Raw genomic sequence first — 22359 nt, forward strand, 5'->3', positions numbered from 1 at the left:
TCAGTCGAGGCCAGGGCCGAAGAGCGGCTGCGCCTCGGGCGCCATCGAGTAGTCGGGCTGCCAGGGCATCCGGCCGTCCGGATCAGGCCAGACGAGCTGAAGGGCCCGATCGGCGTGACCGTAGACGGCGGCGACCACGCCAAGCTCGCTCAGATCGGTCATGTCGACCGCTGTCACCGTCAATCCGTTGCCGATCACGCGTTCCAGCCGGTCGCCGGGGCGGATGATCTCGCCCCCGAGCAGTCGCTCCGCAACCTGGTTGAGCAGACTCTGCGCCAGCCTGGCCGGGAGGCCGAAGATCGCCAGCTCGGGGTTGCCGGTCGTCGTCAGCCCGACGGTGTAGGCGAATCCGGGCCCTGAATCGCCGGGGTCCGGCTCGACAGCGACGACCGACCAGCCGCATTCGTCGATCTTCGTCAGGACATCGAGCAGGTACGAGTCGATATCAAAGGTTGGCATCGGCACCACCTCCGTGATGGGAATCTGTATTCGAATCATGGCGAAGGGCTCTGACAGTCCCGTGTCATGGGGCCAATGCGTTCTCCACCGATAGGGGTGCCCTGCTCATCGAGTGGACGCTCATGGCAACTCCGCGACGATTTCGCTGCCCTTTCCGTCCAGTCGGTTCGATCCGGGCCGTCACGCGGTGTGAGCGTTCGGCGGGCGCCGCGGCTCAGGGGCCGAAGGCCCGGCCGACCAGTGCGGAGCGGCTGCGGAGGCCCGTCTTGTCGAAGATCGACCGCAGGTGATCCTGCACGGTGTGTTCGGAGAGGTACAGCCGTGCCGCGAGGTCGCGGGTGTCCGGGCCGCCGCCGAGGGTGATCAACAACTGGCGCTCCCGCGGGCTGAGCCCGTACGACCTCCCGAACACCTCGGCCCGGGCGGCCGGCCCGGTGCGCTCGATGCTGACGGCCAGGTCGCCGTCGCCGCCGGCCGGCTGGTCGGGGCCGATCCGGGCCGCCCGCAGGGTGACCCAGCGACCGGCGTCGAGGTGGACCCGGGCGACCGCGGGGTGGTCGTCGACGGCGGCCTCCCGGGCGAGCAGTTGCGCCGCGACGTTGTAGGCGCCGGCGGGAATCGGGGCGTCGTCGCGCGCCGGGGGCACCAGCAACCGGAGCGCGGCGGAGGTCGGTGCGGTCTGCGCCCGTACCGAAAGATCCGGGCCGAGCAGCAAGATCATCGGGCCGCCCTCGAAGGCGGGGCCGTCGGCGGTGAAGCTCAGCGCCACGGCCCGGCGCAGCGCCCGGGCGAGCGGTCCCGCCAGCCTGGCAAGAAACGAGATCTCGCCCGGTTCGAACCGCCCGCCGGCCCGCCACAGATCGAGGAATCCCCAGCAGCCATGGCGATCCCGGAAGACAGCAGACAGGACGTCGTCGATCCCGTACTGGCTGAGGAGTTCGCGCCAGAACCGGCTCCGGTCGAGGTTCCCCTCGGTGACCTGCCAGAGGCCGGCGGCCGCTCCGGCCAGCTGGGTCCAGCGGTTCACCGGCGTCAGGTACTTGAGCCGGATCGCGGTCGGCAGCTCCGGCAGACACGGGACATCGGCCAGTGGGGACCCGCCGACCTCGGTCTCCGGATCGGTGATCAGCCAGGCGTACGCATCGAAACCGATCACCGTACGGAGCTGAGCCAGCACCTCGAGCCGGAGCTCCCGGGCGTTCAGCCGCGCGGCACAGATCCGTTCGATCCGTTCCGTGGTCCGGGCCCACCGCGGCGTCGTCGCCACCCGTCGAGCGTACGTCCGGAACATCCCGGAAATCGCGGATAGTGCCGGATCGCCGGTCGCCCTACGGTCGAGTCGACGGCCGCGGTCCGCGGCACCGAAGGAGCAGACCATGATCACGTTGCAGATCGAACACCGGATCAGCGACTACCCGACCTGGCGCCGGGCGTTCGACCGCTTCCGGGATGTACGGGACCGGTCCGGGGTCCTCGCCGACCGCGTCCGGAGCCCGATCGACGACCCGCTGTCGCTGATCATCGAGCTGGACTTCGCCACCGCCGACCAGGCAGCGGGGTTCCGCGACTTCCTGATCGGCAAGGTCTGGTCGTCGGCGGACACGGCGCCGGCGCTGGTCGGTGCCCCGGTCACCCGGCTGCTGCGCCGGCCCGAGGATCCGGCCGGGACCTGACCGGGGCGGTCGGGGCGACCGGGCGGGTGGGCCTGTCGCAAAGGTCCCCCGCTGTGGGGGAAAAGTGCCGTCAGCGGCCGTTCGTGGTCACAGCGGGGGACATCTGCGACACAGCGCCACCGCCGGGTCGGAATAAGGTAGTCGCCGTGAACCTCTCCCCACGGCGGCCGGAATGACGGTCGCGGTCCGCGTCATTCCCTGCCTCGACGTCCACGGCGGACGCGTGGTCAAGGGCGTCAACTTCGTCGACCTGCGTGATGCCGGCGACCCGGTCGAACTGGGTTCGGTGTACGACGCCGAGGGCGCCGACGAGCTGACCTTCCTCGACATCTCCGCGTCGGTCGAAGGTCGCGAGACGACCCTCGAGGTGGTCCGGCGGACGGCCGAGACGGTGTTCATCCCGCTCACCGTCGGCGGCGGGGTCAGCTCGGTCGCCGACGTCGACACCCTGCTCCGGGCGGGGGCCGACAAGGTGGCGATCAACACCGGGGCGATCCACCGGCCCGAGGTGATCGGGGAGATCACCCGCCGGTTCGGCAACCAGGTGCTGGTGCTGTCGGTCGACGCCCGCCGCTCGCCGGACCAGCCGTCCGGCTTCGAGGTGACCACCCACGGCGGCCGGAAGAGCGCCGGGCTGGACGCGATCGAGTGGGCCCGCCGCGGCGTCGACCTCGGCGTGGGGGAGATCCTGCTGAACTCGATGGACGCCGACGGGACCACGTCCGGGTTCGACCTGGACATGATCGCCGCGGTACGGGCAGCGGTCGACGTCCCGTTGATCGCCTCCGGCGGTGCCGGCCGGGCCGAGGACTTCCCGCCCGCCGTGGACGCCGGCGCCGACGCGGTGCTCGCGGCCAGCGTGTTCCACTTCGGTACGCTGCGGATCGCCGACGTGAAGGCGGCCCTCGCCGCCGCCGGCTACCCGGTTCGGACAGCCGTCGGCGCCGGAGGAGGACCCGCAGCATGAGCCGCCGCGTCTGGCTGCCCTTCAAGGATCTCGCCGAGGCCGAACGCCGGCTCGGCGGCATCCCGGACGGGCTCGAGGTCGACTGCTTCCCCGGCGACGGGGAGTGGCCGGACTCCATCGCCGAGGTGGAGTTCTACGTGCTCTCCAAGGCGCCCAAGGAGGCCTTCTCCCGGGCATCGGAGATGAAGAGCCTCAAGATCGCCCAGATCCTCTACGCCGGGTACGAGGGCGTCCTGCCGCACGTGCCCGCGGGCGTCACGCTGTGCAACGGCGGCGGCATCCACGACACGGCGACGTCGGAGATGGCGATCGCGCTGGCGCTGGCCAACGGCCGGCATCTGGACGAGTTCGCGCGCAACCAGGCCGAGGGCCTGTGGCGGGGGCGGATGGGCGTCGGGCTGGCCGATCAGCGAGTTCTGATCCTCGGCTACGGCCGGATCGGCGCGGCCATCGAGCGGCGGCTGGCCGGCTTCGAGGTCGCCTCGGTGACCCGGGTCGCCCGCCGAGCTCGTACCGAACCTGTGGTGCGGCCGGTCGACCGGCTGCCGGACCTGCTGCCGGAGGCGGACATCGTGTTCGTCATCGCGCCGCTGACGCCCGAGACCGAGGGCCTGATCGACGCCGCGGCGCTGAAGCTGCTGCCGGACAACGCGCTGGTGGTCAACATCGCGCGCGGCCGGCTGATCGACACCGACGCGCTGGTGGCCGAGACCAGCACCGGCCGGATCCGCGCCGCGCTCGACGTGACCGATCCCGAGCCGCTGCCGTCGGACCATCCGCTCTGGCGGATTCCCGGGGTCACGGTCGTGCCGCACGTCGGCGGCGCCAGCACGGCGGGGGAGCCCCGCGCCGACCGCTTTCTCGCCGCGCAACTGCGCCGGTTCGCCGCCGGCGAGGAACTGGAGAACATGATCAATGGCTGACTGTGTCTTCTGCAAGATCATCAGCGGTGAGTTCCCGTCCCGCCGGGTGTACGAGGACGATCACGCGATCGCCTTCCTCGACCTGCAGCCGTGGCACCGCGGGCACACCCTGGTGGTGCCGCGCGAGCACGTGACCAGCGTCGTCGAGGGCTCGCCGGTGATGGCCGAGCTCGGCCCGGCGATCGACACCTGTGCCCGGCTGCTGGTGGACCGGCTCGGCGCCGACGGGCTCAACCTGTCCTCGTCGGCCGGTGCGGTCGCCGGCCAGGAGGTGTTCCACCTGCACGTCCACCTGATCCCGCGCTACGCCGACGCCCCCGGCCTGCGCAATCTGATCAACCCGCAGCCGGCCGAGCCGGCCGAACTGGACGCCGTGCTGGCGCAGATCAACGGAGCGGCATGACCTTGACCAAGGACCGGGAGACGATCACGCGGCGAGTCACCGGCCGGAGCCTCGGCCGGTTGGCGGTCGAACTGCTGCCGCCGTTCGTCGTGGCGCTGGTGATCTTGCCCTTCGTGATCTCCTTCGACGGCAGCTACTTCCCCTGGGACCCGCAGACGATCGACCTGCAGGTGTACGTCTATGCGGTGAAGGACCTGCTGGCCGGCAAGGACATCTTCGCCACCACGACACCCGGCTGGGGCCTCTACTTCATCTATCCGCCGATCGCGGCGATCCTGATGATCCCGCTCGCCTTCGGCCCGTACGTGATGTGGCAGGTGCTCTGGACCCTCGGCCTGGTGGCGGCCCAGCAGACCGTGCTGCGGCGCTGCGGGGTGCCGCGCGGCTGGAAGCTCGCGGTGATCGGGATCGTCGTCGTGCTCGCGGTCGAGCCGATCCGGACCACCTTGGGCTACGGCCAGGTGAACACGCTGCTGATGGCGCTGGTGATCATGGACCTGCTGCCGGACCGGCCGGGGGAGCGGCGGCTGCTGCCGCGCGGCATTCTGATCGGCCTGGCCGCGGCGATCAAGCTCACCCCGGCGCTGTTCGTGATCTTCGCGCTGCTGATCGGGAAGCGGCGGACGGCGATCACCGCCATGATCAGCTTCGCCGTGCTGACCGTCATCGGCGCGATCTTCCTCTGGCCGCAGACCGTGTCCTTCTTCGGTGGCCTGCTCGTCGGCGACACCCGGACCGCGTCTCCGCTCTATGTCGGCAATCAGGCGCTGTCGGGGGTGTTCTTCCGGGTGCTCGGGGATTCCCGGGCGATCACCCTGGCCGGGCTGGCGATCGGCGGGCTGATCGCGCTGATCGGGACCGCGGTCGCGGCGCAGTGGTGGCGCCGCCGGCAGTACGCGTTCGCGGTCGGCATCGTCGGGCTGTGCACCTGCCTGGCCTCGCCGCTGTCCTGGACCCATCACTACGTCTGGATCCTGCCGCTGGCGGTGGCGGTGGCGCTGCGGGTGCAGCGGCCGGTGCCGTTGGAGCCGCTGCCGCTCTGGACCAAGATCATCGGTGGCGCCTGGGTGGTCTGGGTCTGCGCCTGCCCGGCCCTCGCCCTGCTGCCGTACGGTCAGGGCAAGGAGCTCGGCTATTCCGTGCTGCAGGACTTCGTCGGTCTGTTCGGACCTGTGCTCGGCTCGGTCATGATCGTCGCCCTTGCGGTCACCGAACTGCGCCGCAACCTGGTCGGGACCACCGGGAAGCACGCGGTCACCGGGGCGTAGATTACGGCGCTATGACCACCGATACGACCCCCACCCCGGACATCAAACCGCGCTCCCGCGCGGTGACCGACGGCCTCGAGGCCACGGCGGCCCGCGGCATGCTGCGCGCGGTCGGGATGGGCGATGAGGACTTCGCGAAGCCGCAGATCGGCGTCGCGTCCAGCTGGAACGAGATCACCCCCTGCAACCTGTCCCTGGACCGGCTCGCCAAGGCGGTCAAGGACGGCGTGCACGCCTCCGGCGGCTATCCGCTGGAGTTCGGCACCATCTCGGTGTCGGACGGGATCTCGATGGGCCACGTCGGGATGCACTATTCGCTGGTCAGCCGGGAGATCATCGCCGACTCCGTCGAGACCGTGATGGAGGCCGAGCGGCTGGACGGCTCGGTGCTGCTGGCCGGCTGCGACAAGTCGCTGCCCGGCATGCTGATGGCCGCGGCGCGGCTGGACCTGTCCTCGGTGTTCCTCTACGCCGGCTCGATCATGCCGGGCCGGGTCGGCGACAAGGACGTGACGATCATCGACGCGTTCGAGGCGGTCGGCGCCTGCGTCCGCGGCCTGATCACCCGCGAAGAGGTCACCGAGATCGAGAAGGCGATCTGTCCGGGCGAGGGCGCCTGCGGCGGCATGTACACGGCGAACACGATGGCCAGCGCGGCCGAGGCGCTGGGCATGTCGCTGCCCGGCTCGGCCTCCCCGCCGGCGGTGGCGCGCCGTCGCGACACGTACGCCCGGCAGAGCGGCGAGGCCGTGGTCGAGTTGCTCCGGCGCGGCATCACGGCGCGGCAGATCATGACCAAGGAGGCGTTCGAGAACGCGATCGCCGTGGTGATGGCGTTCGGCGGTTCCACCAACGCGGTGCTGCACCTGCTCGCGATCGCCAACGAGGCCGAGGTCGAGCTGAGCCTGGACGACTTCGTCCGGGTCGGCAAGAAGGTGCCGCACCTGGGCGACCTGAAGCCGTTCGGCCGGTACGTGATGAACGACGTCGACCGGGTCGGCGGCGTGCCGGTCGTGATGCGGGCCCTGCTCGACGCCGGCCTGCTGCACGGCGACTGCCTCACCGTGACCGGCAAGACGATGGCCGAGAACCTGGCCGAGATCAACCCGCCGGACATCGACGGCACCATCGTCCGGGCGCTGTCCGAGCCGATGCACCCGACCGGCGGGATCACGATCCTGAGCGGGTCGCTGGCACCCGAGGGCGCCGTGGTGAAGAGCGCCGGCTTCGACACCGAGGTGATCACCGGGACCGCGCGGGTGTTCGACGGCGAGCGGGCCGCGATGGACGCGCTGGAGGACGGCACGATCACCGCCGGCGACGTCGTGGTGATCAGGTACGAGGGCCCGAAGGGCGGTCCCGGTATGCGCGAGATGCTGGCGATCACCGGCGCGATCAAGGGCGCCGGCCTCGGCAAGGACGTCATGTTGATCACCGACGGGCGCTTCTCCGGCGGCACCACCGGCCTCTGCGTCGGGCACATCGCGCCCGAGGCGACCGAGGGCGGCCCGATCGCGCTGGTCGAGAACGGCGACAAGATCACCCTCGACGTGGCCCACGGCACCCTGGACGTGGACCTCTCCGCCGAAGAGCTGCAGCGCCGGCGGGAGGCCTGGACCCCGGTCGACCGGCCGGCTCCGCGCGGCGTCCTGGCCAAGTACGCCAAGCTCGTCCAGTCGGCCAACGTCGGCGCCATCTGCACCTGATCATGGAACCGGCCGGCATCGTGGTGACCGGCGGCGGCCAGGGCATCGGCCGGGCCGTCGTCGACCGCCTGCTCGGCGACGGCCACCGGGTGATCATCATCGAGCTCGACCCGGCGGTCACCGCCTGGGCCGATGATCATCCGGCGGCCGACCGGCTCGGCGTCGTCACCGGCAGCGCGGCGGACCCGGCCGTGACCGAGCGGGCCGCCGACCTGGCCGGTCCGCTGACCGGCTGGGTGAACAACGCCGCCGTGTTCCGGGACGCTTCGGTGCACACCGACCCGCCGGACGCCGTGCTGGACGCGATCACGCTGAACCTCGCGCCGGCCGTGGTCGGCTGCACGACCGCCATCCGCCGGTTCCGGGCCGCCGGCACCCCGGGCGCGATCGTCAACGTGTCCTCCCACCAGGCCCGGCAGCCGGTGCCCGGCGCGACCCCGTACGCGACGGCGAAGGCGGCCGTCGAGGGTCTGACCCGGGCCCTCGCGGTGGAGTACGGCCGGGACGGGATCCGGGTCAACTGCGCCGCCCTCGGCTCGATCACCACCGCCCGCTACGAGCGCTACCTGGCCGACCTCGGCCCCGACGGCGCCGCCGCCACGGAACGGGAGATGGCCGCCATCCACCCGCTCGGCCGGGTCGGCCGCCCCGACGAGGTCGCCGCCACCATCGCCTTCCTGCTCTCGCCCGACTCCGGCTTCATCACCGGCGCCGTCGTCCCGGTCGACGGCGGCCGCACGGTGCTCGCCCGCGACCCCGAGGCCCGCTGACGATCTTGCTCAGAGGATCCGGTCAGGCAACCGGCTCCGCTGCCAGGTCGTCGGTGATCGGCTCGGCCGAGGGGTACGCCTCGTCGGCCTGAGGGGCATCGAGCAGCCGTTCGATCGTTTGCCGGATCTCGGCGGTGTGGTCGTAGATCTCGTCGAGCGACGAGATCGGCACTCGGCGCTCGACCTTGTTGGCGTCGAACAGCCCGAGATACTTCTGGCGGCGATTGAAATGAAGGCGCGCGATCGTCTTGCGGTTGTTGTCGTCGAGCAAGATCGCGCAATAGCTCTTCGAATCCCGGTACACGATCCGAATCGGCTTCACGTCGCTGCACGCGATCGCACGCACGATGTGGAACGCCTCAAGTTCCTCGAGCGTCGTGGCGATCTCATCGGCAACCTTGTCCGGCCCGTCGGCTGCCGACCCCGCGGCGGGCAGCTCCGGCGTCGTGTCCGGCATGGTCGCCGGAGTCGTCGCGCCGAGCGCGGTCGTGAGCCGGTCGTTGACCTGCTCATTCAGGAATTGCGCCGATGCTTTCGCGACGAGCGGTGTGAACTGTTCCCGTACCCGCTGGGTGAAGCTTCCGTCGTAGACGCGGGTCGTGAGGAGTCGTACCCAATCTTCTTCGGGCTCCCGGAACTGGCTGGACAACACCCGCTTGATCTGGCCGATGTATTTGAGCTGCCCCGCCGAACTGATGATCGACTCGAGGTCGAAGGTGCCTTTGGAGAGCTTGTGCAATTCCGGGATCAGCGTCGGATCGACATCCGAGAGGTCGAGCACCAGGAACGGCTTGGAGTCCATCTTGTTCGGCGCATCGAGATCGGTGAAGAACTGGTAGACCTCGCCGTTGGTGAGGACGGCGATGCGGGCGTTCGTCACGGAGAAGTACCGGAACAACTGGGACGAGTGCTCGGGGCGAAGTGAATCGCCGACCTTCTTGCATTCGACGAGGATCTGAATCACGCCGTCGTGGACGATGGCGTAATCGATCTTCTCGCCCTTCTTGATGCCGACGTCCGCCGTGAACTCGGGCACGACTTCGACCGGATCGAAGACGTCGTAGCCAAGCACGGTCGAGATGAAAGGCATGACAAAGGCGTTCTTCGTCGCCTCTTCCGTCGGAATCGTCGCCTTCTGCTGCCTGACCTTGGCGGCGAGCGCCATGACCCGGTCCAAGAGCTCCATGTGTTTCCCCCAGTGCGCGCAGGACCGGCATTGGTCCTCGGCGAGCATCGCAGCGGATTCCGATTCCGGGGCAGAACAGGGGTGAGGGATATCGAGTTGTGACCTATCGCCGAGTGGACGCGTTGACCTCGAATTTCGGCTGTTTGCCGGTCAACGCGTCCACTCGGCGACGGGACGGCTCAGGGGGTGAGGCTGAGGAGCGTCTTGTTGGAGGACGTACGGACTTCGATGGAGGCGATCTCGCTGATCGGGTACGAGGTGGCGGCGGGGAAGCGGGCGTCCTGGCCGGGCTTGACCCGCCAGGCTCCGATCTGTTCCTCGGAGCCGTCCTTGGCGACGACGATCAGCAGGTAGACGCCGCTCTTGTTGTAGCCGGGCCGCTTCTCGTACATGCAGTGCATGTCGACCTTCGTGCCCCAGTCGACCTGCTCCAGCCCAATGGTGGCCCAGACCGGGGCCTTGCTGACCGGGCTCATCGTGGCGGTCGGGATGGCCACCGGTTCGTCGCCGATGGTGGGGCGGAAGGCGAGCATGATCACCAGGGCCAGGCAGGCGGCCGCGGCCAGTACGGCCGATCCGATGGTGATCACCCGGCGGCGGAGCCGTTCGCGGCGGACCCGGTCGAGCAGCTTCGGCAGCAGGTCGTCCGGCGGGGGATCCGGCCGTTCGCCGTCGGCCGGCAGCAGCGAGGGCGGCACCTGGGACAGCAGTCCGGGCATGCCGGCCAATTCCCGGACCGCATTCGCGCAGTCCGGACATCCCCGCAGATGCTGTTCGTACTCCTGTCGGTCCTTCGGCGACAGTGCGCCGAGGACGTAGGCGGCGTCGTACGACGCGAACCTGTCCTGTGGCATCACTCGGTCACCCCCATCTCCTCCAACGCGAGCCGCAAGGCTCGCAGCGCATAGTGCAATCGGGACTTGACCGTGCCCTCCGGTACCCCGATCCGGTGCGCCGCCTCCGCGACCGAATGGCCGCGGTAGTGGCACTCGACGACCACTTCGCGGTGGGCCGGCGAGAGCCGTTCCAACGCCTCGGCGATGCTGAACACCAGCATGGACCGCTCGGCCTCGTCGTCGGCCACGGCATACCGCCCGGTGCCCGGCAGTTCGGCGACCGGCACCTCGCTGCGGGCCCGTACGGTGCGCCACTCGTCGATCACGATCCGCTTGGCCACCGTGAACAACCAGGACCGCGCCGAGTCGGCGTCCAGCACCTCGGGGTGCCGCCAGGCCCGCAGCATCGTCTCCTGGACGACGTCCTCGGCCCGGGCCCGGTCGCCGCCGGTCAGCCGCAACGCGTACCACCAGAGCGCGGCCGCATGATCATCATGCAGCCGGCGCATCAGCTCCGCCTGGCCGTCCGGCACCCGTCACCCCATGCTGTTCGCTCTGGTACGGGATCGTAGCCAGGCCACCAGCAGCACGACACCGCCGACGGCCGCCACGATCTCCGACCCGGCGGCCAGCACGGCCTGCGCGTCCCAGGTCTGCTCCTGGACTCCGAACAGGCCGACGGTCGCCGAGATCAGGTACGCGGCGAAGGTGGCCGCCCCGAAGCCGGCCGCGACGAACGCGAGGAACCAGTGCCGGATGATCAACAACCCGACCCCGATGATCAACCCGGCCACCACGTTGACCAGGAACAGCGGGCCGATCACCGGAATGTCGGAGAACCCGTCCAGGTAGAGCACCAGGTGGATGTCGGCCGACAGCAGCACGGCGGCTGCCACCAGGCCCCGGACGACCTGCAGCGCCGGCGTGGCCTCGGCGGTCACCACCGACCGTGCCTCCGACTGCCGCCGCGTCGCAACGGACTCGCTCATCTCGAACCTCCCAGGGACGTTTCGACACCGAGGGATACGGATCCGACCGCCCCGGCGTTCAATCGCGGGCTCAAAAGATTTCGCGGTACGGGTGAACCGAGGCGAGCCGGCTCCCGTAGTGATGGTTGTCCCTCGACCCCCAGCTCGACCACGAGAAAGGGCACGACCATGGAGTTCAGCACGCATCCGTCCCGCCGTCAGATGATTGTCGGAGTCGGCGCCGGCGCGCTCGCCCTGGCCGGTTGCAGTCCCACCACCACCGAGTCCGGTACGCCCGGCGGCCCGGCGAGTCAGCCCGCGGACGGCCCGTCGTCCGGCGAGCCCAAGGAGGGCACCACGCTGACCGCGTTGGATCAGGTCAAGGTCGGCGAAGCCGTCCTGGTGAAGGCCGACGGTGCCGAGATCCTGGTCTGCCGGCACTCCGACCAGGAGGCGGTCGCGTACAGCGCGATCTGCACGCACAAGGGCTGCACGGTGGAGCCGAGCGGCCAGGAGTTGGTCTGCCCGTGCCACCAGTCGAAGTTCAGCCCGTCCGACGGCGCGGTGCTCGGCGGCCCGGCCGAGGCACCGCTGACCAAGATCGACGTCCACGTGAAGTCGGGACAGGTCGTCACCGGCTCCGCGTAGGCCGCGTTTGTCACACTCGAAGGATGAGGGGGAGCTGGCCCGCCGCGCTGCTGCTGGTCGCGGCCTGCGCGGCCCCGGCGCCGGGCCCCTCGCCGGAGTCGACCCCGAGTCCGCTCGACCGCAGCACCGCTCGGCCGGCACCGACCTCGAGCCAACCCCCGAGCCCGGCTCGACCGCGGTACCAGGTGCCGGTCGTGCTGGCCGTACACGCCACCCATCCGATCCTCGACGCTGAGCTCGCGGCGGCGCGCGCCGTCGTCGAGGGCCGGGCGGATCGGCTCACGGCGGGCGGGGCGCGGTTCACGGTGGCCGGGCTGGACCGGGTCCGGACCGACCGCTCGGTCGTCGCGGTGGTGCCCGCCACCGCGGTCGACGAGACGGTACGGGTGCTCACGGTCGACGGCCGCCATCCGCTCCGGGACCCGGTCGGCTATCCGCTGACCAGGGTCGCCGACCGGCCGGTCGGCGAGGTCACGACGATCACGATCACCGGCGACCTGATGCTGGCCCGGCAGGTGGCGGCGGCGCACCGGGACGACCCGGCCGCACCCCTGCGCCCGTACGCGAAGCGGCTGGCCGCGGCCGAGCTCACCGTCGGCAACCTCGAGTCGACGCTCTCCACCGACGGCGAGCCGACCCAGGGCGGTGACTCGTTCGGCGCCGACCCGGTGGTGCTGGACGGGCTGAAACTCGCCGGGTTCGACCTGGTCTCGCTGGCCAACAACCACGTCGGCGACTACGGCCGGGCCGCGATGCTGCAGACCTTCCGCGAGCTGGACGCCGCGAAGATCAACTATGTCGGCGCCGGTGCTGATCTTGCCCGGGCCCGCCGGCCGGTGGTGATCACCGACGGTGACGTCCGGATCGGCTTCGTCGGTACGGAATCGATCGGCGAGACGCCGGCCGCCACCAGCACCCGGCCCGGGACCAACCGGCTGGACATGCCGCCGCGGACCGGGCCGCTGGACCGCCGGGCCCTGGACCGGATCGCGGCCGACATCCGCGCGCTCAGCGAACGGGTCGACCTGGTGATCGTGATCCCGCACTGGGGCACCCAGTACACCCACGTCGCGGAGTCGAGCCAGCGCACCGCCGCCCGCGCCTTCGCCGCGGCCGGCGCCGACCTGATCATCGGCGGCCATCCGCACTGGGTCCAGGGCTGGGAGCCGGCCGGCGACGCCACGGTGGTGCATTCGCTCGGCAATTTCGTGTTCGACATGGACTTCCAGACCAAGACCCGGGAGGGCGTGTTCCTGGAGATCGTCGCCTGGGACGGCGAGGTCCGGGCCGTCGAGCCCGTCCCGTACGTCATCGATGACCGGTTCACGCCCCGCCCGGCGAGCCCGGCCCGGGCCCGGTCGATCCTGGCCGACATCGCGGAGCACAGCCGCGGGCCGTACGCGCGTCCTTGATCAACTCCGGCCCAGCCAGGACCACAGTAGCCGGGCCGCCCGGGCGAGTTGATCATCGTCGACAACGGACGGTACGTCGTCGGGGGAGTGGTAGCCGGCGTAGGCGATCTTGCCCAGCCGGACCGCCGGGATCCCCGCCTTCTGGTACGACCAGTGATCGCTGGCCCGGTCCTCGCAGGCCCGGGTGCTGATCTTGGCCGCCCGGCCGGCGTCCCGGAGTTGATCTTGCAGTGCGGTGCCGCGGGACCCGGCCCGACAGACCGGCACCCGGTCGGCCGGGACGCCGACCCGGTCCAGCGAGACCATGCCGCGGATCGCGCTCCGCTCGGCCGTGGACAGTCCGGCCACCAGCTGCCGGGAGCCGAAGTGGTGCAGCGCGTCGCCGTCGCCGCGCGGTTCCTCGGCACCGAACGCGACGAACCGGATCGGCACCTCGGGCGGGTCGAGGCCGGCCAGCCGGGCCAGCTCGAGCAGCACCGCGATGCCGGAGGCGTTGTCCTCGGCGCCGGGCGCCCGGGCGACGGTGTCCAGGTGGGCCCCGATCACCACATGGTCACGGGCCGGATCGAGGCCGGGCGTATCCGCGATCACGTTGGCCGAGGTGCCGGCCCGGACCGGCGTACCCCAGGAGTCCCCGGCCGGCACCTTCACCGCGGTCCGCCGGGTCCGGAACCCGAGCTCGCGGAACCGCTCCTCGACCAGGTCGGCGGCCTCGTGGAACGCCTTCGACGTCGCCTCCCGCGGCCCGATGTCGCCGGCCAGCCGCTGCACGTCGGCGACCATCCGCCGCGCCGAGACCTCGGCCCGAGCCCGGGGCGGCGACGGACTGGGTGAACTCGGCGTCGGGGTTACGCGCGACCGGCTGGGGGTCCCGGACGGCGGGCCGCTGGCAGTCGACGGTCCGGACAGCGTCGGGTCGGGTACGGGCGAGCCGGGATCGGGTGTGCAGCCCACCAGCAGGATGATCATGATCATCCCGGCCGAGGCGAGCGCACCGCGCATGTCCCGGAGCGTAGGCGCGGTCGGCAAACCCATCGGCCGCGGTGTCGGGATTCCTCCACGGGCGGGCGGATTGGCGCGTCTGCCACGAGGCAACGCTGCAACCGTGGAGGAATCCCGACAACGCACCGGTCCGCGGCGGCGTGAGCGGTCCGCCTAGAGTTTGGGGTCCGACCAACGTCGCCAGGGAGCAGCCGATGATCGATTGGACCATGATCACCAGGGCGCCGCGCGCCACGCGGAGCCGCTCGGTCAACGCCGAGAACCCGACCGGCGAGCCGGGCCGGGCGGCGACCGAGGCTTCGGCGCTCGGGCCGTCCAGGAAGGGCCGGCCCGCGATCGGGATCGACGCGGGCGAGTCGGTGACGCTGGCCGACATCGAGGGGCCGGGCACGATCCGGCACATCTGGATGACGTTCCCGGACCGTACCTCCGCGGGGCCGTGGGTGCTCCGCGACCTGGTGCTCCGGATCTGGTGGGACGATGCCGAGGCGCCGGCGGTCGAGGTCCCGCTCGGCGACTTCTTCTGCAACGGCTTCGGCGCCCGGGCCCTGGTCACGTCGGTGCCGATCGTGGTCGCGCCGACCGGCGGGATGAACTGTTACTTCCCGATGCCGTTTCGGCGGAACGCCCGGATCGAGCTCGGCAACGAGCATCCCGGGCGGGTGGACGGGATCTACTACCAGGTCGACTACACGGTGGGCGACGACCTGCCCGACGACACCTCGACCTTCCACGCCCAGTGGCGGCGCAGCAACGGCACCTCGGCGCTCGGCGAGGACCATGTCCTGCTGGACGGGGTGTCCGGCGCCGGGTCGTACGTCGGCAGCTATATCGGGCTGACCGCGCTGGAGCGCTACTGGTGGGGCGAGGGCGAGGTGAAGTTCTACCTGGACGACGACCAGGAACACCCGAGCCAGTGCAGCACCGGGCTGGAGGACTACGCGGGCGGGGCCTGGGCCTTCCAGGACGAGCTGCGCCGCGACCCGCCGCCGAACCCGATCACCTTCAGCGCCCCGTACTGCGGCTACCCGTACTACTCGGCGACGGACGACACCCAGGCCTCCCCGTTCGCGACCGCCACCGCCCAGTCGCACGGGATGTATCGCTGGCACCTGCCCGATCCGGTGATCTTCACCAGCCGGATCCGGGTCACGCTGCAGCAGATCGGGGCCTGGGACCACGGCCTCTTCGAACGCAACGACGACCTGTCGACCGTCGCCTACTGGTACCAGGCCGGCCCGACCGATGCGAACGTACGGAACCCGCTGCCGCCCCGGGAACAGCGCCGCCCCCGCTGACCCGACCAACGTGGTGGTGAGGAATCAGGCCCAGGCGAAGGCCCAGTCGACGACCTTCCGTACGGTCTCGTCCGGGTCGGCGGTCAGTTCGTCGAGCAGCTCGCGCGGGCAGGAACGGTTGGCCGCGACCCAGCCGCGGACCTGGGCGGAGGGATCGGCCGCGAGCCGGCGCAGCACCGCTGCGGACGCCGCCTCGTTCCGGGCGACGCTGCTGCGGACCCCGAGATCGGTGTCCCGGCTCAGCGTGTCGAGGGTCTCGGCCGGAGCCTGCCGCTTGCTCGCGGCGGCCGCGCGGATCGCCGGATCGGGGTTCCGCGCGAGCAGCCGGATCCGGGCCAGCGTGCCGTCGGTGACGGGCGGCATCGGGTGCGCGGCCCGTACCTCCTCCGGACTCAGCTCACAGGTGACCTGGCCCAGGGTGGCCCGCTGTTCCGGCGACAGGAAGCTGATGCACGACACCCCGCCGACTTTACGCAACCGCACCCCTCCTTCCGGTGCGTACCCGCCGCGGAACGCCAAGAAAGTAGGGCATCCGAGCGTCCTTCCGGATGCCAAGACACGATTGACACCGAGAAGCCCCGGAGTAGGGTGAGGGCTATGCGTCCGAGCATTGTCGTACTTCCAAAGCGTGTCGCCTGAGCCGCAAGCTCACCGACACGCTCCCTCGTCTGCCATTCGGCGGCGGGGGTTTTTTCTTGAGTACGGCGGATTCGGCGCGATGATCATGGACGAGACGAGGAGTCATGATGGCTGAGAATGAGGCTGAGGGAGCTCAGCTGACAGGAGCACAGTCGCTCGTGCGGTCGCTGGAGCGGGTCGGCGCGGAGACCGTATTCGGCATCCCGGGCGGTGCGATCCTTCCGGCGTACGACCCGCTCTACGACTCCAAGTTCGTACGTCACATCCTGGTCCGGCATGAGCAGGGCGCGGGCCATGCTGCCGAGGGCTACGCGATGGTGACCGGCAAGGCCGGCGTCTGCATGGCCACCTCCGGCCCGGGCGCGACCAACCTGGTCACGCCGATCGCCGACGCGCACATGGACTCGGTGCCGATGGTGGCGATCACCGGGCAGGTCGCCGGACCGGCGATCGGCACGGACGCCTTCCAGGAGGCCGACATCACCGGCATCACGATGCCGATCACCAAGCACAACTTTCTGGTCCGCAAGCCGGCCGACATCCCCGGTGCGATCGCGTCGGCGTTCCACCTGGCGACGACCGGCCGGCCCGGTCCGGTGCTGGTCGACATCACCAAGGACGCGCTGCAGAGCAAGTCCGGGTTCACCTGGCCGACCGAGATCAACCTGCCCGGCTACCGGCCGGTGACCAAGCCGCACGGCAAGCAGGTCAAGGAAGCCGTGAAGTTGATCACCGAGGCGCGGCGCCCGGTGCTCTACGTCGGCGGCGGTGCCTACAAGGCCGGCGCGTCGAAGGAACTGGCCGCGCTGGTCGAGCTGACCGGGATCCCGGTGGTGACCACGCTGATGGCCCGTGGGGTGTTCCCGGACAGCCACCGGCTGAATATGGGCATGCCCGGCATGCACGGAACCGTCGCGGCCGTGGGAGCCTTGCAGCGCAGCGATCTGCTGATCTCGCTGGGTGCCCGCTTCGACGACCGGGTGACCGGCGAACTGTCCTCGTTCGCGCCCGGCGCCAAGATCATCCACGCCGACATCGATCCGGCGGAGATCTCCAAGAACCGGGTCGCCGACGTGCCGATCGTCGGCGACTGCAAGGAAGTGATCGCGGAACTGACCGCGCTGCTGGCCGCGAACGGCAACCCGCTCCGGATCGACGACTGGGTGTCCTGGCTGGTCGGTGTGAAGGACCGCTACCCGACCGGGTACGACGAGCCGGAGGACGGCTCGCTGTCGCCGCAGGCCGTGATCAAGCGGATCGGCCAGATCGCCGGGCCGGACGCCTACTACGTGGCCGGGGTCGGGCAGCACCAGATGTGGGCGGCGCACTACCTGCCGTTCGAGAAGCCGGGCCACTGGCTCAACTCCGGCGGTCTCGGCACGATGGGCTACTGCGTGCCGGCGGCGATGGGTGCCAAGGCCGGCCGGCCCGATGCGGTGGTCTGGGGGATCGACGGCGACGGCTGCTTCCAGATGACCAACCAGGAGCTCGTCACCTGTGCCGTGGAAGGGATTCCGGTCAAGATCGCGGTGATCAACAACCAGAGCCTGGGCATGGTGCGGCAGTGGCAGACGCTGTTCTACAACTCCCGCTACTCGAACACCGACCTGAAGACCAACCGGGTGCCCGACTTCCAGAAGCTGGCCGAGGCGATGGGCTGTGTCGGGCTGCGGGCCGAGCAGCCGGGCGACGTCGACGCGGTGATCGACAAGGCGATGTCGATCAACGACGCGCCGGTGGTGGTGGAGTTCGTCGTGCACAAGGACGCCATGGTGTGGCCGATGGTCGCCGCCGGCACCAGCAACGACGAGATCAAGGTGGCCCGCGACATGGCCCCGAACTGGGAAGGCGAGGAACTGTGACCACGCACACGCTGAGCGTTCTGGTCGAGAACAAGCCGGGTGTCCTGGCCCGGATCTCCAGCCTTATCTCGCGGCGCGGGTTCAACATCGACTCGCTCGCCGTCGGGCCCACCGAGTTTCCCGAGATGTCCCGGATCACGGTCGTCGTCACCGTCGACGACATGGTCCTCGAGCAACTGACGAAGCAGCTCAACAAGCTGATCGAGGTGCTCAAGATCGTCGAGCTGGACGACGCCGTACGCCGCGAGTTGATCTTGGTCAAGGTGAAGGCGCACGCCGACACCCGCGGCCAGATGATCGAGATCGTCGGACTGTTCGGCGCCAAGGTGGTCGACATCACCGCCGACGCGATGACGATCGAGGCGACCGGCAGCCCGGAGAAGCTGGACGCGCTGCTGAAACTGCTGGAGCCGTACGGGATCCGGGAACTGGTCCAGTCCGGCCTGGTCGCCGTCGGCCGGGGCAGCCGGTCGATCACCGACCGGACGATCCGGTCCGAGCGGCCGAAACCCATCCGAGTAGTGTCTTGACGGCATTCCCCGGGCGCCGAGCCCGAATCACTTGAGGAGATTGAACAACGTGGCAGCAGAGATGTTTTACGACGACGACGCCGACCTGTCGGTGATCCAGGGACGCAACGTCGCGGTCCTCGGGTTCGGCAGCCAGGGGCACGCGCACGCGCTGTCGCTGCGTGACTCCGGCGTCGACGTACGGGTCGGGCTGCAGGAAGGCAGCAAGAGCCGGGCCAAGGCGGAGGCGCAGGGGCTCCGGGTGCTCACCCCGTACGAGGCCTGCGAAGAGGCCGACCTGATCATGGTGCTGACGCCGGATCCGTCGCAGCGCAAGGTGTACGCCGAGGCGATCCAGCCGAACCTGGTTCCGGGCGACGCGCTGTTCTTCAGCCACGGCTTCAACATCCGGTACGGCTACATCAAGCCGCCGGAGGGCGTCGACGTGGCCATGGTCGCGCCGAAGGGCCCGGGCCACCTGGTCCGCCGTGAGTACGCCGAGGGCCGGGGCGTCCCGGTCCTGGTCGCGGTCGAGCAGGACGCGACCGGCAAGGCGTGGGACCTCGCGCTCTCGTACGCGAAGGGGATCGGCGGCCTCCGCGCCGGCGGCATCAAGACCACCTTCACCGAGGAGACCGAGACCGACCTGTTCGGCGAGCAGGCCGTCCTCTGCGGCGGCGCCAGCGCGCTGGTCCAGGCCGGCTACGAGACGCTGATCGAGGCCGGCTACCAGCCGGAGGTCGCGTACTTCGAGTGCCTGCACGAGCTGAAGCTGATCGTCGACCTGATGTACGAGGGCGGCATCGCCAAGCAGCGCTGGAGCGTCTCGGACACCGCCGAGTACGGCGATTACGTGTCCGGCCCGCGGGTCATCGACGCCCGGGTGAAGGAGAACATGAAGGCCGTCCTGACCGACGTCCAGAACGGCGCCTTCGCCAAGCGGTTCATCGATGATCAGGATGCCGGCGGCCCCGAGTTCAAGGAACTGCGGACCAAGGGCGAGCAGCACCCGATCGAGGAGGTCGGGCACAAGCTGCGCGACCTGATGTCCTGGGTGAAGAGCCACGACGACGACTACGTCGAGGGCACCGCGGCTCGCTGAGCCTGAGCAGCACGAAGCGCCGGTCGGAGGGGTTCGCCCTTCCGGCCGGCGCTTTTCCTTTCGGTACGGTCAGCGCGCGCCCTGCAGCGCCTCGGCTCCGGCCCGGGTCCGGGTCTTCGCGGCCAGGGCGATCACGAAGGCGATCGACGCGACCGAGAACGTGATCATCGGCGGTCCGGGGATCATCGCGATCGCCAGGCCGAGCGCGGCCAGCGACGCGACCAGGGCGACGATGCCGAACGGGCGGAGCCGCTCCGCCGGCAGCTGCCGGGTGATCATCCACAGCAGCAACCCGACCGCGAACATGGCCAGGCCCATCGCCAGGCTGATCCCCTGCTGCAGCGACGCCGAGTTGAGCGAGAACGGCCCGACCTGCAGCTGGGACGCGCGCAGCGCCTCGGCCAGCACGGGATCATCCGGCAGGATCAGGCTGAGCACGTCGTGGACGACGCCGGTGAACATCCAGGCGCCCGCACCGACCTTGATCGCCGTGACGTTCATGCTGACCTCGCTTCGCTCGGTGTCACGACGTTCGGCGCGGCGGGCGGGTCCGGCCAGCAGCGGGTGTCGGTGAGCTGGCGCAGGGAGGCGAGCCTGCCGTCCCTGGTGGTGAGCACGTGGGCGAACGGGGCCTCCCACCCGTCGCCGCGGTAGTGGCCGAGCACGACGAGTTCGTCGGGGCCGCCGACGATCGCCCGGTCCGGTTCGCAGCGGAGTTCGTAGCCGGCCGGGATCCGTCCCCACACCTCGGACACGGCGGCCATCCGCCCGTGGTGCTCCCGGGCGGCCGGCAGCGGCAGTCCCGGGCTCAGGGTCAGGACGAAGTCCTCGTCCAGGGAGTCGAGCAGCGCGGCGCCGTCCCGGGTCGCCAGGCTGGTGTAGAAGCGGTCCGCGGCCGGTACGCCGAGCCGAGTGGTGTCCTGCTGATCACCGTTCATGATCATGAACGTACGCCTGCCGGATCTGCGGCGGCAACGCGAGCTTGGTCACACATGCGTGCATCCATGTATGTTTGTGTCCGTGATCACCAACGACAGTGAGGGGCCGCGGGTGCGCCGTACCCAGGCGGAGCGGACCGAGCGGACCAGGAGCAAGCTGCTGGAGTCGGCGGCGCGCGGCTTCTCGACCTACGGGTACGGGAACGTGCGGCTGGACGACATCGCCCGGGACGCCGGCTACACCCGGGGTGCGCTCTATCACCTGTTCGCCAACAAGGACGAGCTCGCCCTCGCCGTGATCGAGTGGGTCCAGCAGACCTGGCAGGCGGAGGTCGGCGCTCCGGCCGGGCAGATCGACGACCCGGCCGAACGGCTGGTCTGGGCCGCCCGGGCGCACGCCCGGTACGTCCGCAAGCACATCGCCGCCGTCCTGCTGAGTCTTCGGGTCGAGTTCGCCGGCCGCGACCATCCGGTGGCCGACGCCCTCGCGCAGGTGATCGGGCCGCTGACCGACGACCTGGCGAAGACGATCACCCTGGGCCGCCGACGGGGGAGCCTGCCGCCCGGCCCGCCGCCCCGGCTGCTGGCGTCGGCGTACATCGGGGTGCTGGAGGGCGTGACCTCCGCCGTGACCGGCCCGCCGCACGACGCCGACCTCACCGAGCGCGCCGTCCGCGGACTGCTCGGCCTGCCGCAGAGCTAGCGCACCGCGAGCAGCGCATCCTGCCAGGCGGGGAGTTCGGCCAGCACGGCCTGAGCGACGGGGAGTTCGCCGACGACGTGGTTGACGTGCTGCCGGGCGTCGTGGTCGTCCAGGTCGACGGCCCAGCGGCCGAGAGACCAGGCCGGCTGCCGGGCGACGGCGAGCGGCAGCATCGCCCGCTCCTCGGCGGACAACCTGATCGAGGCGGCTGCGTCGTAGGCGTCCAGGTAGCGCCGGACCTGGGCGCGGTCCTCCGCCGTCGGCAACGCCCGCCCCGGTTCGAGCAGGACGAAGTAGACCGTCAGCGCGAGGTCGTCGATCCGTGGCCGGACCGCCATGAAGTCGAAGTCCAGAACGGCCGCGAGCCGGCCGTCGTGGAACAGCACGTTGTTGTCCCAGAAGTCGCCGTGCACGAGCTGGGTCAGCTGCCCGGCCCGCAACGGCTGTTCCGCCCGATCGACGGCCTCCAGATGGCGTACCGCCCGGTCGGCGAGCCCGGTCAGCACGGTGTCCCGCCAGCCGCGGATCCGGTCGGCGCCACGCCGGGACGCCTCGAGCGCGACCTCGGAGTGGAGGTGGTTGGCCGCGGTCGCCGTCTCGCCGGCCGCCGGGATCGATGCGTCCCGGAGCGCGTCGTGGAGCCGGGCGAGCACGCCGAACCCGGCCTCCAGCAGCGGTCCGGTCTTCATCCGCTGATTCCAGTCGACGAAGGGCTCCAGCTCCGCCAGCCGCCCGTTGCCGAGCCGGACGAACGACGGCCCCGAGGGAGTGTCGAGCGGCCGGATCGCCGGCAGCCCGGCGTCGGCCACGGCGATCCGCGCCGCCTGCACGGCGGTGAGCCGGTCGGGCGAGGTGTAGGCGCCGTGGATCCGCGCGACCAGTGCCGCCCGCTCCCGGAAGGTCAGCTTCAGATTCGTGGTCCAGCTGCCACCCAGATCGGACCACCCGGTGGGCCGTTCGAGCCCGTACCGCTCCGCGATCTCCGCAACCAGTACGTCGTCGGCCGCCACACGCTCCTCGAGAAACACCGCCGTCATCCGGCCATTGTTGATCACCGGCCGGCATCCCGCCTCCAGATTTCCGCCCG

25 protein-coding genes are annotated in these 22359 nt (G+C 70.5%); 14 read left to right on the plus strand and 11 right to left on the minus strand.

All coding sequences use genetic code 11. The annotated features are described in order from the left end of the window. On the minus strand, positions 1-459 hold the full coding sequence (locus ACFQU4_RS02390) for a DUF4262 domain-containing protein (RefSeq protein WP_377487334.1): 459 nt from the start codon (positions 457-459) through the stop codon (positions 1-3). Positions 460-673: 214 nt separating this feature from the next. Beyond that, on the minus strand, positions 674-1726 hold the full coding sequence (locus ACFQU4_RS02395) for a LuxR C-terminal-related transcriptional regulator (protein ID WP_377486409.1): 1053 nt from the start codon (positions 1724-1726) through the stop codon (positions 674-676). Between the two features lie 109 nt (positions 1727-1835). Between ACFQU4_RS02395 and ACFQU4_RS02400 the strand changes: the two genes are divergently transcribed. The 7 genes from ACFQU4_RS02400 (at position 1836) to ACFQU4_RS02430 (ending at position 8169) form a co-directional block, all read left to right on the plus strand. Continuing rightward, the gene (locus tag ACFQU4_RS02400; RefSeq protein ID WP_377486413.1) at positions 1836-2132 is read left to right on the plus strand and encodes a hypothetical protein; all 297 of its coding nucleotides are present in this window, start codon (positions 1836-1838) and stop codon (positions 2130-2132) included. Between the two features lie 172 nt (positions 2133-2304). After that, positions 2305-3099 (plus strand): imidazole glycerol phosphate synthase subunit HisF, encoded by a 795-nt coding sequence (hisF, locus tag ACFQU4_RS02405; protein WP_377486416.1) that lies wholly within the window; start codon positions 2305-2307, stop codon positions 3097-3099. Next, positions 3096-4022 carry a 2-hydroxyacid dehydrogenase gene (locus ACFQU4_RS02410; RefSeq protein ID WP_377486418.1) on the plus strand — a complete coding sequence of 309 codons (927 nt, stop codon included), beginning with the start codon at positions 3096-3098 and terminating at the stop codon, positions 4020-4022. The genes hisF and ACFQU4_RS02410 overlap by 4 nt, the downstream gene beginning before the upstream one ends. After that, positions 4015-4425: an HIT family protein gene (locus ACFQU4_RS02415; RefSeq protein WP_377486421.1), complete on the plus strand. Its 411-nt coding sequence runs from the start codon at positions 4015-4017 to the stop codon at positions 4423-4425. Before ACFQU4_RS02410 ends, ACFQU4_RS02415 begins: the two co-directional genes overlap by 8 nt. Further along, positions 4422-5693 (plus strand): glycosyltransferase 87 family protein, encoded by a 1272-nt coding sequence (locus ACFQU4_RS02420; protein ID WP_377486424.1) that lies wholly within the window; start codon positions 4422-4424, stop codon positions 5691-5693. Before ACFQU4_RS02415 ends, ACFQU4_RS02420 begins: the two co-directional genes overlap by 4 nt. A gap of 11 nt (positions 5694-5704) precedes the next feature. Then, a complete protein-coding gene (gene ilvD, locus ACFQU4_RS02425) occupies positions 5705-7399 on the plus strand; it encodes a dihydroxy-acid dehydratase (protein ID WP_377486427.1) in 1695 nt (564 codons plus the stop codon). A gap of 2 nt (positions 7400-7401) precedes the next feature. After that, positions 7402-8169, plus strand: coding sequence for an SDR family NAD(P)-dependent oxidoreductase (locus ACFQU4_RS02430; protein ID WP_377486430.1), 768 nt, complete (start codon positions 7402-7404; stop codon positions 8167-8169). A gap of 22 nt (positions 8170-8191) precedes the next feature. Here ACFQU4_RS02430 and ACFQU4_RS02435 read toward each other — a convergent pair whose 3' ends face one another. From ACFQU4_RS02435 to ACFQU4_RS02450, 4 genes are all read right to left on the minus strand, one after another. Further along, positions 8192-9355 (minus strand): type I restriction endonuclease, encoded by a 1164-nt coding sequence (locus ACFQU4_RS02435; protein WP_377486433.1) that lies wholly within the window; start codon positions 9353-9355, stop codon positions 8192-8194. Between the two features lie 179 nt (positions 9356-9534). Further along, the gene (locus ACFQU4_RS02440; protein WP_377486436.1) at positions 9535-10209 is read right to left on the minus strand and encodes an anti-sigma factor family protein; all 675 of its coding nucleotides are present in this window, start codon (positions 10207-10209) and stop codon (positions 9535-9537) included. Further along, positions 10209-10724 (minus strand): sigma-70 family RNA polymerase sigma factor, encoded by a 516-nt coding sequence (locus ACFQU4_RS02445; RefSeq protein ID WP_377486439.1) that lies wholly within the window; start codon positions 10722-10724, stop codon positions 10209-10211. The genes ACFQU4_RS02440 and ACFQU4_RS02445 overlap by 1 nt, the downstream gene beginning before the upstream one ends. 3 nt (positions 10725-10727) lie before the next feature. Then, entirely contained in the window at positions 10728-11180 is a 453-nt protein-coding gene (locus ACFQU4_RS02450) for a hypothetical protein (protein ID WP_377486442.1), read from the minus strand. 168 nt (positions 11181-11348) lie between these two features. On the opposite strand from ACFQU4_RS02450, the gene ACFQU4_RS02455 reads away from it, so the two are divergent. Together ACFQU4_RS02455 and ACFQU4_RS02460 are read left to right on the plus strand one after the other, a co-directional pair. After that, positions 11349-11807, plus strand: coding sequence for a ubiquinol-cytochrome c reductase iron-sulfur subunit (locus tag ACFQU4_RS02455; RefSeq protein WP_377486445.1), 459 nt, complete (start codon positions 11349-11351; stop codon positions 11805-11807). Positions 11808-11830: 23 nt separating this feature from the next. Then, entirely contained in the window at positions 11831-13219 is a 1389-nt protein-coding gene (locus tag ACFQU4_RS02460) for a CapA family protein (RefSeq protein WP_377486448.1), read from the plus strand. Here the strand turns inward: ACFQU4_RS02460 and ACFQU4_RS02465 are convergent, their stop codons facing one another. Beyond that, positions 13220-14221, minus strand: a complete 1002-nt coding sequence (locus ACFQU4_RS02465) for a M28 family metallopeptidase (protein ID WP_377486451.1) — start codon at positions 14219-14221, stop codon at positions 13220-13222. A gap of 194 nt (positions 14222-14415) precedes the next feature. Between ACFQU4_RS02465 and ACFQU4_RS02470 the strand changes: the two genes are divergently transcribed. Further along, positions 14416-15519, plus strand: coding sequence for a glycoside hydrolase family 172 protein (locus tag ACFQU4_RS02470; protein WP_377486454.1), 1104 nt, complete (start codon positions 14416-14418; stop codon positions 15517-15519). 24 nt (positions 15520-15543) lie between these two features. Here ACFQU4_RS02470 and ACFQU4_RS02475 read toward each other — a convergent pair whose 3' ends face one another. Then, positions 15544-15978, minus strand: a complete 435-nt coding sequence (locus ACFQU4_RS02475; protein ID WP_377486457.1) for a hypothetical protein — start codon at positions 15976-15978, stop codon at positions 15544-15546. 287 nt (positions 15979-16265) lie between these two features. Here ACFQU4_RS02475 and ACFQU4_RS02480 point away from each other — a divergent pair, with 287 nt between their 5' ends. From ACFQU4_RS02480 to ilvC, 3 genes are all read left to right on the plus strand, one after another. Continuing rightward, positions 16266-18020, plus strand: coding sequence for an acetolactate synthase large subunit (locus ACFQU4_RS02480; protein ID WP_377486460.1), 1755 nt, complete (start codon positions 16266-16268; stop codon positions 18018-18020). Next, positions 18017-18550 carry an acetolactate synthase small subunit gene (gene ilvN, locus ACFQU4_RS02485; RefSeq protein WP_377486463.1) on the plus strand — a complete coding sequence of 178 codons (534 nt, stop codon included), beginning with the start codon at positions 18017-18019 and terminating at the stop codon, positions 18548-18550. The genes ACFQU4_RS02480 and ilvN overlap by 4 nt, the downstream gene beginning before the upstream one ends. A gap of 61 nt (positions 18551-18611) precedes the next feature. Further along, positions 18612-19631 (plus strand): ketol-acid reductoisomerase, encoded by a 1020-nt coding sequence (gene ilvC / locus ACFQU4_RS02490; protein WP_377487336.1) that lies wholly within the window; start codon positions 18612-18614, stop codon positions 19629-19631. 69 nt (positions 19632-19700) lie between these two features. On the opposite strand, the gene ACFQU4_RS02495 is transcribed toward ilvC, so the two are convergent. Both ACFQU4_RS02495 and ACFQU4_RS02500 read right to left on the minus strand, forming a co-directional pair. After that, positions 19701-20132, minus strand: a complete 432-nt coding sequence (locus tag ACFQU4_RS02495; RefSeq protein ID WP_377486466.1) for a hypothetical protein — start codon at positions 20130-20132, stop codon at positions 19701-19703. Continuing rightward, positions 20129-20569, minus strand: coding sequence for a nuclear transport factor 2 family protein (locus tag ACFQU4_RS02500; RefSeq protein ID WP_377486469.1), 441 nt, complete (start codon positions 20567-20569; stop codon positions 20129-20131). Before ACFQU4_RS02500 ends, ACFQU4_RS02495 begins: the two co-directional genes overlap by 4 nt. A gap of 82 nt (positions 20570-20651) precedes the next feature. On the opposite strand from ACFQU4_RS02500, the gene ACFQU4_RS02505 reads away from it, so the two are divergent. Further along, positions 20652-21272, plus strand: coding sequence for a TetR/AcrR family transcriptional regulator (locus tag ACFQU4_RS02505; RefSeq protein WP_377486472.1), 621 nt, complete (start codon positions 20652-20654; stop codon positions 21270-21272). Here ACFQU4_RS02505 and ACFQU4_RS02510 read toward each other — a convergent pair. Beyond that, entirely contained in the window at positions 21269-22309 is a 1041-nt protein-coding gene (locus tag ACFQU4_RS02510) for a phosphotransferase enzyme family protein (protein ID WP_377486475.1), read from the minus strand. The genes ACFQU4_RS02505 and ACFQU4_RS02510 overlap by 4 nt on opposite strands. Positions 22310-22359 lie beyond the last annotated feature (50 nt).

The organism is Microlunatus sp. GCM10028923, from assembly GCF_042666975.1.
Taxonomy (GTDB): domain Bacteria; phylum Actinomycetota; class Actinomycetes; order Propionibacteriales; family Propionibacteriaceae; genus Microlunatus.

What these genes read in the sequence shown, in the direction of transcription:
- ACFQU4_RS02390 (WP_377487334.1), bottom strand. Translation starts at nt 459, where the DNA reads ATGCCAACCTTTGATATCGACTCGTACCTGCTCGATGTCCTGACGAAG.
- ACFQU4_RS02400 (WP_377486413.1), top strand. Translation starts at nt 1,836, where the DNA reads ATGATCACGTTGCAGATCGAACACCGGATCAGCGACTACCCGACCTGG.
- hisF (WP_377486416.1), top strand. Translation starts at nt 2,305, where the DNA reads ATGACGGTCGCGGTCCGCGTCATTCCCTGCCTCGACGTCCACGGCGGA.
- ACFQU4_RS02410 (WP_377486418.1), top strand. Translation starts at nt 3,096, where the DNA reads ATGAGCCGCCGCGTCTGGCTGCCCTTCAAGGATCTCGCCGAGGCCGAA.
- ACFQU4_RS02415 (WP_377486421.1), top strand. Translation starts at nt 4,015, where the DNA reads ATGGCTGACTGTGTCTTCTGCAAGATCATCAGCGGTGAGTTCCCGTCC.
- ACFQU4_RS02420 (WP_377486424.1), top strand. Translation starts at nt 4,422, where the DNA reads ATGACCTTGACCAAGGACCGGGAGACGATCACGCGGCGAGTCACCGGC.
- ilvD (WP_377486427.1), top strand. Translation starts at nt 5,705, where the DNA reads ATGACCACCGATACGACCCCCACCCCGGACATCAAACCGCGCTCCCGC.
- ACFQU4_RS02430 (WP_377486430.1), top strand. Translation starts at nt 7,402, where the DNA reads ATGGAACCGGCCGGCATCGTGGTGACCGGCGGCGGCCAGGGCATCGGC.
- ACFQU4_RS02435 (WP_377486433.1), bottom strand. Translation starts at nt 9,355, where the DNA reads ATGGAGCTCTTGGACCGGGTCATGGCGCTCGCCGCCAAGGTCAGGCAG.
- ACFQU4_RS02440 (WP_377486436.1), bottom strand. Translation starts at nt 10,209, where the DNA reads ATGCCACAGGACAGGTTCGCGTCGTACGACGCCGCCTACGTCCTCGGC.
- ACFQU4_RS02450 (WP_377486442.1), bottom strand. Translation starts at nt 11,180, where the DNA reads ATGAGCGAGTCCGTTGCGACGCGGCGGCAGTCGGAGGCACGGTCGGTG.
- ACFQU4_RS02455 (WP_377486445.1), top strand. Translation starts at nt 11,349, where the DNA reads ATGGAGTTCAGCACGCATCCGTCCCGCCGTCAGATGATTGTCGGAGTC.
- ACFQU4_RS02460 (WP_377486448.1), top strand. Translation starts at nt 11,831, where the DNA reads ATGAGGGGGAGCTGGCCCGCCGCGCTGCTGCTGGTCGCGGCCTGCGCG.
- ACFQU4_RS02465 (WP_377486451.1), bottom strand. Translation starts at nt 14,221, where the DNA reads ATGCGCGGTGCGCTCGCCTCGGCCGGGATGATCATGATCATCCTGCTG.
- ACFQU4_RS02470 (WP_377486454.1), top strand. Translation starts at nt 14,416, where the DNA reads ATGATCGATTGGACCATGATCACCAGGGCGCCGCGCGCCACGCGGAGC.
- ACFQU4_RS02480 (WP_377486460.1), top strand. Translation starts at nt 16,266, where the DNA reads ATGGCTGAGAATGAGGCTGAGGGAGCTCAGCTGACAGGAGCACAGTCG.
- ilvC (WP_377487336.1), top strand. Translation starts at nt 18,612, where the DNA reads ATGTTTTACGACGACGACGCCGACCTGTCGGTGATCCAGGGACGCAAC.
- ACFQU4_RS02495 (WP_377486466.1), bottom strand. Translation starts at nt 20,132, where the DNA reads ATGAACGTCACGGCGATCAAGGTCGGTGCGGGCGCCTGGATGTTCACC.
- ACFQU4_RS02500 (WP_377486469.1), bottom strand. Translation starts at nt 20,569, where the DNA reads ATGAACGGTGATCAGCAGGACACCACTCGGCTCGGCGTACCGGCCGCG.
- ACFQU4_RS02510 (WP_377486475.1), bottom strand. Translation starts at nt 22,309, where the DNA reads ATGACGGCGGTGTTTCTCGAGGAGCGTGTGGCGGCCGACGACGTACTG.